We start from the raw sequence: 12,350 nt of genomic DNA on the forward strand, positions 1-12,350 counted from the left end.
CGTAGTATATTCGTCTGTCCATTAATCGCTACATACGTATTTTCACTTAATCGCCGGTATTTTTCAACACAAAAAAGGGATGCACAGTAGCCACGTTGACTTTTCGTACATCCTTTCGCTTTGTTCTATGAATCAATCGGAATGATGGCGTCCGCTTGCTCCTTTAATAGCTCGCGAATTTCAAACCAAATTTCATCTGGATAATCGTAGCGATCCCCTAATACGCGGCACTCTAGCCCATAAGATTTAGAACTTTGTTTAACGAGTGACAGCAGCACGCCCTCGGTTGCACTTGCTCGATGCTGCTTTAATTCATTTGCGTTCAACATCGGCAGCACCGTTTTTAATTTACGGCGCCAAAAGCCATTTGTTCCTTCTCGCTCGGCAATTTGCTGATTCAACACGGAGGCAACGACCTTCTCCGCATCATCTAGCTGACGAAAAAATACTTTCGTCAATCGTTCAGACGGCGAGGAATACACGACGAAGCGGTTGTTTAATTTATAAAAAAAAGGCGAAATAATCGGCTCTCTTTTATGTGCCAAGTACAACAGCTCAGACTGCTCCTTCGGTGTAAGTAAATCTAACGAACGCTCAAACTGAAAATCAATAAAGCAAATATCCTCCTTGCGCTCGGCGACCTGCTTCTTGAATTTCAACAGCTCTGTTTTCGGCACGTAGTCAAAATATGTATGCGCATTGTATGCAGAGCCTTCAAAGGGACACTTCAAAAGTAAAAGATGATGGTGTTGTTCAATCGATGTGATAAATTGTGAAATAGATAGCTCACTAAATATAACGAACTTGCCGATTTCATCCATATGCATATACAAATGATATAAATAATCCTCTGAGGCTCTCATTTTTTTCACCACATCCACTCACCCTTTCTATCTTGTTTATTATAAAACTTCGAACCTTAAAATTGAAACAATTTCACCTGTCATTCGTCCTAATTTTCAGCAACATTTATTTTTGCCTTTCGCTAATTTATTGCGGCACAAAATATCCACGTCACGTACTTTTGCGTTATAATAGGCAATGTTGTATACTCATACATTTAAATTTATGATATAGGTGGCTTTCAAAATTGGAAACTAATCGTCATTTCGCGCAGCGTTTCGACTGGACGCTTGCAATTATTATTTTCATTTTCATGTGTATTAGTTTAACCGCCATTTCGTCAGCACAAACATCTGGACAATATTCGGCAAACTATGTCATTTTACAGCTTCGCGGCTACATTATCGGTGCGTTTATTGTCGCATTTGTCATGTTCTTTGAGCCAAGCCAATACAAAAAGTTCACATGGTATTTGTACGGCTTCGGTGTGTTTTTACTTTTCATGCTGTTCGTCATTCCAAAAGGTGGCTTCGCTGTTGAAATTAACGGCGCAAAAAGCTGGTTCAAAACACCGATTGGGAACATTCAGCCAGCCGAATTTATGAAAACATTTTATATTTTAGGGCTCGCTTGGATCATTAGTAAACATCATGAATTATCACCAAATCGAACATTCAAATCAGATTTAATACTGCTTGCCAAAATGCTCGGTGTACTTATCGTTCCGCTGTTTTTCATTATGAAACAGCCAGACTTAGGCTCAGCACTTGTGTTTTTAGCCATTACCGGCGCACTTATCGTCATCGCTGGCGTTACGTGGAAAATTATTTTACCAGTGTTTCTCGGCGCTTCCGGCATCGGTGCAGCACTGCTTTGGATGGCGCTGTACAATCAAGACTTCATCCAAAATACACTCGGCTTTGATCCGTATCAGCTTGCGCGTATTTACTCGTGGCTCGACCCGTATTCCTATGCCGCTTCTGAAGGGTATCATTTAATTACGTCGCTCAATGCGATCGGCTCTGGTGAAATTTTCGGTAAAGGGTACGGTGGGCGTGAAGTGTACGTTGCAGAAAACCATACCGACTTCATTTTCTCTGTAATTGGCGAGGAATGGGGCTTTATCGGTGCAAGCTTCGTCATTTGTATGTATTTTTTACTCGTGTATCACTTAACGAAAATTGCAATCGAGATGCAAGATTCGTTTTGCACGTACGTTTGTGCAGGGGTCATTGCGATGATTACGTTCCACGTCATCGAAAACATCGGCATGACGATTCAACTGCTCCCAATTACAGGTATTCCATTGCCGCTCATTAGTTACGGCGGTAGTTCGATGATGGGGATTTCACTCGCACTCGGGCTCATTTTCAGTATGAAGTTCCATCACCGTTCATACATGTTTGGGGAAAAAGAGCAGTAACTATAAAAACGGACAGAGATGCGATATCTCCGTCCGTTTTTTCAATATAAAAGGTCGATTGCGTAAAGGATTTTCAATAAAATCACTTACGCAATCGACCTTATTCCACCGCAAATTACGCTTGTGTGGATGACGTTTGAGCTGGAGGTGCTAACACTTTTAATAACTCCAGTCGTGATTTCGTCATGCTTGCTGTAACACCGAGCTTCGTTAAATTAGCAATAATTTTTCTTACATCTACTTCTTTCGTCATCTAAATCCACCTCACAATTGTATGTGTACATTTACTATTACGTTTTAGTCATAATAAAAGTTCCATTATCCTTAGATGTCTGACAAGTAATCTATCGTTATCATACCACGTTTTTATACTTTTGAATCATTAATTTTGAAAACATTAAAAAAAGTCAAGCAATGTCATCACCATTTTGACAAACTTATTCTTTTCATGACATATTTACGTAATTTCAAATGAACACGTCTTAGTTCTGTCTAAAACCAGGTCTGTTGATTAGCTATTTTTATACAGCTGAATTGCTTGTTTTTAGTAGCAAGACGGAGATGAACGCTGCATTTTTGTGACATGGAGCGGGTGGCGAGACTCCTTGGGGAATAGCTCGTGCCTCAAGACCCCGTAAGCCTCGACATAGGAGAGGCGCGGAGGCTTGAGCCGAGCCCCAGGAAAGCGAGCCACCATACGCGAAATGCCAGTTTAATGGCTAATCAACACGCTTGGTCTAAAACGATTTTATAACTGCTTGGAACTTGTTCGTCACGACAAATTGGGATTGACGCATACAAGTTGCTTAAAACGACAGGCGGACTCCAGTGGGAAAAGCTCGCGTCGAAAGACCCCACAAACACGAGGAACGAGTGTTGAGGAGGCTTGAGGAAGGCGGTGAGCGCCACTACACGAGCCACCGCCTTCATGACCAACATCGTGTTCGCCGCCGAGCCCACGGAAAGCCTGCCTCGACGTCGAAAGCAACCCGATGTGATGACAAAGAACGCGATTTCGTTCCTCGCTATTATGTATACGGAATTCTGAAGTTTTTACACACGTCCTTGTATTGACAACAATTGGATATGTTTTACAACAATCGAAACGTGGAATACAACTACTATGTACGTCGATTACGAATTGGAGGATATTTATGGGCATGACGAAAGACTTTGAGCTACCTAAAGACTTGACACCATTTAGAGAAATATTACAACAAACACTAGTGCCTACTTCACATATTACACTTTCTAATACACCAACTACTTTATATAACAGTAAATTCGGCGGCGATCCGTATTTGCCAAAAAATCGCCACTTACCAAAGGATAGCCAAGGAAGAGAAATGCGATTACTTGCACAAATTAATTTCAGTGAACTGTCGCTACCGCAGTTTCCAAAGAAAGGCCTTTTACAGTTTTTCATTCCACATACGGTGAATTTTAACGATGAGGAAAGCCACGAAGATATTTGGCAGCACCATTTTAAAATTCGTTATTACAGCGAGCTACGTCCGTACGATGAACTTGCTTCGGTCGTGCACACTACAAACGAGAATAAGCATTTTCCGCTACAGGAAGAGAAGCGACTCCATTTTAAGCAAACGGATGAAATTGTATCGATTATGGATTACCGCTTCCATACGATTTCCGATACACCACTGTCGCTATTGTTTAACGACGACGGCATTAATTTGTACGATATTTACATGAAGCATTTTTTAGGTCAAGGGCATAAAATCGGCGGCTACCCGTACTTCACGAAACAGGACCCACGCGAGCGTTATGCTTTTTTGCGAAAATACGATGTGCTACTTCTGCAAGTAGAGTCAGATGATGAAAACGGCATTATGTGGGGAGACTGTGGCGTTGCAAATTTTTTTATCAATAGCATTAACTTAGCAAACGGCGACTTTTCCGATATTTTGTATCATTGGGATCACTATTAAAGCAGTGAGGTGTATCGTTTTCACATGATGCCCCTCCTGCTTTTTTGCATGCTCATTTGTATACATAAGCTTTCACTTTCTTTTCCTTAAAGCTTTTGTATATACTAGCTACAGAAATCACTTGTTGAAGAAGGTGAACATTATTTTCGATTTTGCTGAGCTTAGTTTTTCAGGATTTTTAATTATTGGTATTAATATTTTATTTGCATTGACGGTTATTTTTTTAGAACGTCGTGATGCAACATCTACATGGGCATGGATTTTAGTGCTATTTTTCATGCCAGTCATCGGCTTCGTGCTATATTTATTGCTCGGTCGGCCGCTGCGCCAAAAACATTTATTTCGCTGGGATGGACGAAAAGATATTGGCATCGACAAACTTATCCATTATCAAATGGACGCGATTGCGAACGATACGTTTCAATACCGCAACCCACAAATTGAAAAATACGATGAAATGATTTTCATGCAGCTGCGTAACAACGATGCCGTTTTAACGCAAGACAACTCCGTACAAGTGTTTCATGACGGTGTCGATAAGTTTGAACAGCTCGTGCGTGACATCGAGCAAGCGCGCGATCACATCCACGTGCAGTATTATATTTTTAAGCTCGACCAACTCGGGCAACGCATTTACCGTGCGCTACTCAAAAAAGCAAGCCAAGGTGTAAAAGTGCGCATTTTATACGATGAAATGGGTTCGCGTACGACGAAGCGGCGACATTTTAATGAGCTTATAGCAGCAGGTGGCGAAGTTGAAGTATTTTTCCCATCTATTTTGCCGCTTATTAACCCGCGCATGAACTACCGTAATCACCGAAAAATTGTCGTCATTGACGGCAAGATTGGCTACATTGGTGGTTTTAATGTCGGCGATGAATATTTAGGCTTAAAAAGCAAGTTTGGCTATTGGCGCGATACGCATTTACGTCTGCAAGGAAGCGCGATGCATCCGCTGCAAACACGCTTTATTTTAGATTGGAATCAGGCGACGAGCACAAATACAATTCATTATGCAAGCCGTTACTTCCCAATCATTCCGCGCCAAGGCACAGTAAGCATGCAAATTGTATCAAGCGGCCCTGATTCAAACTTTGAGCAAATTAAAAATGGCTACTTAAAAATGATTTCGATGGCGAAACGATACATATACATTCAGTCACCGTACTTTATTCCAGATCAAAGCTTTATGGACGCGATTCGCATTGCGTGTTTAAGCGGCATCGATGTACGCATTATGATTCCGAACAAGCCTGACCATATGTTTGTATACTGGGCAACTTACTCGTATGTCGGGCAGCTGCTTGAAGCAGGAGCGAAAATATTCCATTACGATCGTGGCTTCATTCATGCGAAAATGATTGTCATTGACGACGAGGTGTGCACAGTTGGCACTGCGAATATCGATTTGCGCAGTTTCCGCTTAAACTTTGAAGTGAACGCATTTATTTACGATCGCACTATATCACATCATTTAGCAGAATTGTTTGAAAGCGATATGCTCGACTGCTCAGAACTAACAATTGAGCGCTACCACAATCGTACGCTGCTCATAAAAATGAAAGAATCCGTCTCACGCTTGCTGTCACCGATTTTGTAAAACGACGAACGAAATGAATTTAATACAAAATAAAGCGTTATCGGGAAAATGCATTCCTAATAACGCTTTTTATTTTTCGACTAACGATTTTCCTTCGTTAATGAGCCGACTTTTAACGTCTCGTCACCTGTCGCTTCGACATCACTTGACGTTACTGCAACGCCTAAATATTCCTCCAACGTCACATTTTGCTTTTTAATTTTCGCTGCGACATCTTTGCCAACGTAGCGGAAATGCCACGACTCATACATGAAGCCTGTAATATGTTCCTTGCCTTTTGGATAGCGTAAAATAAAGCCATATTCATGCGCATTATCGACGAGCCATTTCCCTGCTGTCGTTTCACCAAATGCATCGGTTAACCACAATTCTTCTTTTCCAATTTCACCAATATCAAACGCCAGTCCTGTTTGATGCTCTGAATACCCTGGACGTGCGCTATAACGATCTGCTGCTTCTTGACCGTCACGTGCTACGTAATTTGTATACAACGTCTCCTGGTACGAATATGAGCGGAATCCGCTAAATGCTGTTAAGCGAATATTTTGCTCTTTTGCTGCCTGAATCATTTCATCTACCGCTTGTTGTGCGACTGGGTCGACGCCAGGCTCATATGAAGCAGGTAATGGATGCTGCTTGTTCGCGAGTAAAATGCCGTCGATGTACGTCGGTGTCGTCGCTGCTGCTTGCCCCTCGATATACTGTCTTGCATCAGTTACATTCGTTTGTACTTCCTGCTGTTCTACATCTGTGTGCGGCAGCTCTTCTGTTTCCTCGTCCGTTACCGGTGCGTTCACTTCAGGTACTTCCACCGTTTCGGTATTTGCTTCATTTGGCGCTTGTGCCGTCGTTTCTTCTGTCGTTGCGGATTGCTGCGTCGTCACGTCCTCTTTTCCACTTGTTACTGTATAATAAATGCCCCCAACTAGTGCTAGCGCTAGTGCTGTTGATGCACCGATGACCGCATTTGTTTTCATTTTTCGTTTTTGCCGTGTCATACTTAACCCTTCTTTCTCATTCACTGTTTTTATTTTACCATTACGAACAATACATTTCGATTATATCGATTACACATATACAAAACACAAAAAGACTGCTCGGCACATTCACCTCGCAGCCTTTTCGTGACAATTTGTTATTTACGCATGGTCATACATATGCTCATTCATATCGAAACGATAAAATTTATGATGCAGCTCATCTCTGAAATGCTTCGGTGTCACACCTGTATATTTTTTAAAAATGCGTGTGAAGTAGCTTTGATTACAAAAATGGAACTGTGTTGAAATCGACGTAATACTTTTATTCGTGTGGCGTAAATAGTACTGTGACTCTTCTACTCGGCGCACGTTCAAGTATTCAACTAACGTAATGCCAACATGCTCACGGAAAATGCGAGATAGGTGACTTGTGCTAATTTGAAAATTCGCAGCGATGCTTTCCACCGTTAAATTTTGCTCAAGCTCATCATTTATGTACATAATCACCTTATTTACCGTCTGGTGCTTAAACATCGGCTGTTTGCGATCTGCAATAAAGTTGACAAAGAAGTCGATTAAATCATCCGCAAATTGTAAAAACTCTGCATCGCGCATTTGGTTATCAATCATATCGTCACATGCTACGCTAAAGGCAAATGCTTTTTTAGCTGGCACTTGATTATCAAGCAGCTTCCTCGCCACGATTGAAGATAACGTTTTAAAATACGAACGGACTACTTTAATTACTTTCTTTCCAAAACGGACTGTTAGTAAATCAATAATACTGTGCAATGACTTTTTCGCCTTTGCAGCTTCTAAATGATAAATTTCAAAAATCAATTTTGTTTCTAACGCAAAAAAGTCTTCCATTCCTTCATAGTCGTTCATGCTATCAATTTCTTGAAAATAACGTTTAGAAATTGCTTCTGCCATCGAATGTTGGTGTAGTTGCATAGACCCACTCCCCGTCTTTTTGTAAACTTTTTGAATATTTTCAATGTAAGCTCTCCAAAGTAATCGTAATCAAACATGAAGAAAAATGCACTAACAATATTACATTTTATAAAATTATTTAAATCTTTTTGCCTAAAAATTGTACGTTTTCCTTGCTTTAAAAAGACCCCTTAACCAATCTTGCTATTATTATAGCGAATTTTACCATAAATTATACATTTTCTTCAATATTTTTTAAAAACTTTGTTGATTCTTTTTTCATATTTTTCTACACAGCTATAATAACTTTTGTTACAATACTCTATCAATCGATCTCAATTATTAGAAAAAAGCTGTCAAAGATGGTATAGTCCGAATATATGGAAAAATTGCACGAATTCTATCATATAAAAACTGTTTACATTTTTGTAAAGCGCAAATTTTTCTAATTTATTCTCGAATATGCACTAATATTTTCAGAGATTATGTAGTAAAATAGTGTATTATTAATAATTATTAACTAATGAGGTGTTAAGAAGTGGATCCGAAACAAATCGAAGAAATCATGGATGTCATTAAAGAATTTTTCCCAGACAATACATCTATCGCTATTTCTGATACTAATTCATACTTATATTATCAACCGAGTAAAAAAGTTGACTTAAAAATTAAAGCTGGCGATCCGATCAAAGAAGGTTCAGCAGCACACAAAGCGTTAACTTATGGACAAAAAATTAGCACGTACATTGAGCCTGATGTATTTGGCGTACCTTACTATGGTATGAGTATTCCGTTAATCGAAGAAGGCGAAACAAAAGGTGCTATTACAGCTGTGTTCCCTCAAAAGCCGTCTCCATTCTTAACGAATTACATTACGATTAAGATTGACGACTGCTGGTATCCGATCAAACATGACCAAGTGATTTACTTAGAAACACAATTACGTAAAACATTTGTAAAAACAATGAACCGCGAAGGCTATCATCGTCTAAACTTAAGTGATCTCGAGCTATTTTTAGCGCCTGACTCATTTATTCGATGCCACCGTTCATACATCGTTAACATCGACTATATTGAAGAAATTCAACCAGATTCACATTCAACATTCCTATTAATTATGAAAGACGGCACACGCATTCCAGTTTCTCAACGTTATGCAAGCTACTTCCGTCGTTCATTAGGATTCTAACTGTAAGTAACCGGATTCGCACAGTCGAGTCCGGTTTTTTTCGTGAAAGCGTGTCATAACGTACATTACCAGTTAGAAACCTACCAAAATATCCCTTTAAACATACGAAAAATCGCGTTTTAAAGAAAGCGTTTCCACGAATATATTCTCGAAAAAACAAATATATTCTACTAAAATGCATGTAAAACCATTTTTCATGTTTTATTTGAAGAAAATGTGACAATTACGTGTTAGACTAACGTTATTCCGGTCAATAGTGGCCGTATATTAAAAAACTGAAAATTACAAATTCGCATTTTGCGGTTTGTTTTTACGCCTTTATTCATGAATAAGGGACATATTTTATATAATTAGGGGGAGGATTTTCAAATGACTAATTTTGAAAACCGTATTGGCGTTAAATCTTTATTAGACAAAGTTGTAACAGCAGACGAAGCAGCAAAGCTTATTTCTGATGGCGACGTAGTAGGTATGTCTGGTTTCACTCGTGCAGGTGACGCGAAAGTTGTACCAATGGCTTTAGCTGAGCGCGCGAAAAACGAGAAATTCCAAATCGACGTTTACACTGGTGCTTCATTAGGTCCAGAAGTTGACAAATATTTAGCAGAAGCTGGCGTTATCCGCAAACGTGGACCATTCCAAGCAGACGCTGGTATTCGTAACATGATTAACGCTGGTCAAGTAACATACGTTGATGCTCACCTTTCTCACAATGCTGAGTTAGTACGTCAAGGTATTATCGGCCCAATCAAATATGCAATTTTAGAAGCAGTAGCAATTACGGAAGATGGCATGATCGTTCCAACAACTTCTGTTGGTAACTCAAACATTTTCGCTGAGTATGCTGAAAATATCATTATCGAGTTAAACATTTCTCACCCAGAAACATTAATCGGTATTCACGATATTTACACGCCAGCTGAGCAAGGTAAACGTGGTCCAATTCCAATGACAAATCCTGAGCAACGTATCGGTACAATCGGTATTAAAGTTGACCCAGCTAAAATTAAAGCAATCGTTATTTCTGAAGAGCCGGACGCTCCTTCAATGATCGTTCCTCCAGATGAAGAAACACAAACAATGGCAAACATTTTATTAGACTTCTTCCGCGATGAAATTAAAGCAGGTCGTTTAACAAATGAATTAATGCCATTACAATCTGGTGTAGGTTCTGTAGCAAATGCTGTATTAGACGGCTTCGCTGATTCAGAATTCGAAAACTTAGTAGTAGCTTCTGAAGTATTACAAGATGCAGTATTTAACTTAATTGACGCTGGTAAAGTTCGCTTTGCAGCTGCTGCTTCTATTACACTTACTAAAGAGTTACAAGAAAAAGTTTACGGTAACTTAGAAAACTACGCGGACAAAATTTGCTTACGTCCACAAGAAATTTCTAACCACCCTGAATTAATCCGTCGTTTAGGTTTAATCTCAATCAACACTGCACTTGAGTTAGACATTTACGGTAACGTTAACTCTACACACGTTTCAGGTACAAAAATGATGAACGGTATCGGCGGTTCTGGTGACTTCGCTCGTAACGCTCGTTTAGGTATTTTTGTAACGAAATCATACGCTAAAGGCGGCGCAATCTCTTCAATCGTACCAATGGTGTCTCACGTAGACCACACTGAGCACGATGTAGACATTATCGTAACTGAACAAGGTTTAGCTGATTTACGTGGCTTAGCACCAAAAGAGCGTGCTGCGGCAATTATCGAAAACTGTGCACACCCTGATTACAAAGAGCAATTATGGGATTACTACAACCGTGCTGTAGAAGCAACTGGTAATGCACAAACTCCTCACATTTTAAGTGAAGCATTATCTTGGCACGTAAGCCTTGCTGAAAACAAAACGATGAAAAAAGAATTAGCTAAATAATTTTTTCATACAAATAGCCTCGATGCAATTTTGCATCGAGGCTTCTTTTATAATGACTACTCTTTTACATATCTGTATGGCGTGTATGATTCGTTTCATCTGTATTTGTTGGCTCGTTGAAATATTGTGATGGATTTTGTGGTCCTTCGTTGTTCATGCGTGCTTCACTAAACTTTGAAGCATTGCCTGTATCACTATCTTCAATCGGCAAATCAGTCACCGTTGTGTCTGCTGCTGGAGTCGTTGATTTAAACTGCGCTGCTACATCTTGCACTTTTTCTTTTAACGTTGTGCCTTCAGATGAGTTGAATTGCTGTGCTGCGCCTTTACCTTGCTCCATTAAGCCGTTTAATTTTGTTTTTGATTGGTTTAACATGTCCATCGCCTTATCGCGGTTTTCAGGTTTCTTTAAATATTGTGCTGCACCTACTGCTAATCCTGCTAAAACGACACCTAAACCTTTTTTATCGATTGCCATAATGTTCATTCCTCCCAAAAATAAAATAACTATATAGACGGTGAATATATTTTAGCGTTTTGTTAGTAGGCTCTCCACATCGAGGCAGGCTTCCCGCGAGCTCGGAGGCAAACACGATGTTTGTCAGGAAGATGATGACTCGTGTAGTGGCGTTTATCACCTTCCTCAAGCAACCTGTATGCGTCAATCCCAATTTGTCGTGACGAACAAGTTCCAGCCGGTTATAAAATCGTTTTTAGACAGAACCTACTATTTCGTTTTAAATGTTAATCACCGTCTATATACATATATTTATCATTCTAGTTCTACATATTCCCGACACGTTTTTCTTTAAACATAATTGTAACAATTTGTCCTATTTTCCTTCTGTTCAAATGCGAAGGGACATAGGTACAATAAATATATAGGCTACAATTACGTAAAACATTACTAGCAGTTTGACGACGCTTGCATGGAGATGATATTGAATGAACCAAACGTTATACGAGGATTTGATTCGTGTAGCCAAATACTTAGGAAGTGCGTTTGCGATTACAGTCTTTACGTTAGCTATTTTAAAAACTTTATAAAAACAGCCTGTGCGGAAAAATTCCACACAGGCTGTTTTATTTATAATACTTGTACGTCTTTGTAATCATCGTAACGATCAAACGCTGTTACAACGTATGAACATACTGCTTTCATTTTATAATTGTGCTCGCGTGCGTATTTTGCCGCTTCGTCTAGTAGCTTTTTCGCTACTCCTTGACCGCGTAGCTCGTTTGATACGTACGTGTGATCCATGACCATCGTACCGTCGCGTAACACCCACGTAATTTCCCCTAACATACGACTATCTTGATGATACTCAATTGCTTGCTCATCTGCTCGAACTGAAAACATATGTGATTGCCTCCCTTTGAATTATCCTCTTTATACCCCTATTGTAAAGCAAGTTATCCACATGTGCATAACTTTTATTTCAAGACAAGCGTGTTAATTGTCAGGAGCATATTACGGCTCGCTTTCCTGCCACTAATATACAGCATTGATTTACGGTTGGTTGCTAAAAACGATAAATTTCACTGTATA

Annotated in this window: 11 protein-coding genes; 5 read left to right on the forward strand and 6 right to left on the reverse strand. The window is 39.7% G+C overall.

Going from position 1 to position 12,350, the window contains the following annotated elements:
* Positions 1-125 precede the first annotated feature (125 nt).
* Complete coding sequence (locus A6K76_RS00685) at positions 126-872, reverse strand: hypothetical protein (RefSeq protein WP_139108621.1); 747 nt, start codon at positions 870-872, stop codon at positions 126-128.
* Positions 873-1,090: 218 nt separating this feature from the next.
* On the opposite strand from A6K76_RS00685, the gene A6K76_RS00690 reads away from it, so the two are divergent.
* The gene (locus A6K76_RS00690; RefSeq protein WP_066461117.1) at positions 1,091-2,266 is read left to right on the forward strand and encodes an FtsW/RodA/SpoVE family cell cycle protein; all 1,176 of its coding nucleotides are present in this window, start codon (positions 1,091-1,093) and stop codon (positions 2,264-2,266) included.
* 115 nt (positions 2,267-2,381) lie between these two features.
* Here the strand turns inward: A6K76_RS00690 and A6K76_RS16695 are convergent, their stop codons facing one another.
* Positions 2,382-2,519 carry an Lmo0850 family protein gene (locus A6K76_RS16695; protein WP_169817970.1) on the reverse strand — a complete coding sequence of 46 codons (138 nt, stop codon included), beginning with the start codon at positions 2,517-2,519 and terminating at the stop codon, positions 2,382-2,384.
* Between the two features lie 901 nt (positions 2,520-3,420).
* Between A6K76_RS16695 and A6K76_RS00695 the strand changes: the two genes are divergently transcribed.
* Complete coding sequence (locus tag A6K76_RS00695) at positions 3,421-4,215, forward strand: YwqG family protein (RefSeq protein ID WP_066461119.1); 795 nt, start codon at positions 3,421-3,423, stop codon at positions 4,213-4,215.
* A gap of 142 nt (positions 4,216-4,357) precedes the next feature.
* Entirely contained in the window at positions 4,358-5,815 is a 1,458-nt protein-coding gene (cls, locus tag A6K76_RS00700; RefSeq protein WP_139108622.1) for a cardiolipin synthase, read from the forward strand.
* Between the two features lie 80 nt (positions 5,816-5,895).
* Here cls and A6K76_RS16390 read toward each other — a convergent pair whose 3' ends face one another.
* Together A6K76_RS16390 and A6K76_RS00710 are read right to left on the reverse strand one after the other, a co-directional pair.
* Positions 5,896-6,813: a D-alanyl-D-alanine carboxypeptidase family protein gene (locus A6K76_RS16390; protein ID WP_083995161.1), complete on the reverse strand. Its 918-nt coding sequence runs from the start codon at positions 6,811-6,813 to the stop codon at positions 5,896-5,898.
* Positions 6,814-6,954: 141 nt separating this feature from the next.
* The gene (locus A6K76_RS00710; protein ID WP_066461123.1) at positions 6,955-7,749 is read right to left on the reverse strand and encodes a helix-turn-helix transcriptional regulator; all 795 of its coding nucleotides are present in this window, start codon (positions 7,747-7,749) and stop codon (positions 6,955-6,957) included.
* Positions 7,750-8,266: 517 nt separating this feature from the next.
* Between A6K76_RS00710 and A6K76_RS00715 the strand changes: the two genes are divergently transcribed.
* Together A6K76_RS00715 and scpC are read left to right on the forward strand one after the other, a co-directional pair.
* Complete coding sequence (locus tag A6K76_RS00715) at positions 8,267-8,917, forward strand: LytTR family DNA-binding domain-containing protein (RefSeq protein ID WP_066461130.1); 651 nt, start codon at positions 8,267-8,269, stop codon at positions 8,915-8,917.
* Positions 8,918-9,286: 369 nt separating this feature from the next.
* A complete protein-coding gene (gene scpC / locus A6K76_RS00720; RefSeq protein ID WP_066461132.1) occupies positions 9,287-10,801 on the forward strand; it encodes a succinyl-CoA:acetate CoA-transferase ScpC in 1,515 nt (504 codons plus the stop codon).
* 64 nt (positions 10,802-10,865) lie between these two features.
* Here the strand turns inward: scpC and A6K76_RS00725 are convergent, their stop codons facing one another.
* Both A6K76_RS00725 and A6K76_RS00730 read right to left on the reverse strand, forming a co-directional pair.
* On the reverse strand, positions 10,866-11,279 hold the full coding sequence (locus tag A6K76_RS00725) for a hypothetical protein (RefSeq protein ID WP_066461134.1): 414 nt from the start codon (positions 11,277-11,279) through the stop codon (positions 10,866-10,868).
* A 609-nt stretch (positions 11,280-11,888) separates the two neighbouring features.
* Positions 11,889-12,161: a GNAT family N-acetyltransferase gene (locus A6K76_RS00730; RefSeq protein ID WP_066461136.1), complete on the reverse strand. Its 273-nt coding sequence runs from the start codon at positions 12,159-12,161 to the stop codon at positions 11,889-11,891.
* Between the last annotated feature and the right edge of the window lie 189 nt (positions 12,162-12,350).

The sequence above is a fragment of the Caryophanon latum genome (assembly GCF_001700325.1).
Classification (GTDB): domain Bacteria; phylum Bacillota; class Bacilli; order Bacillales_A; family Planococcaceae; genus Caryophanon; species Caryophanon latum.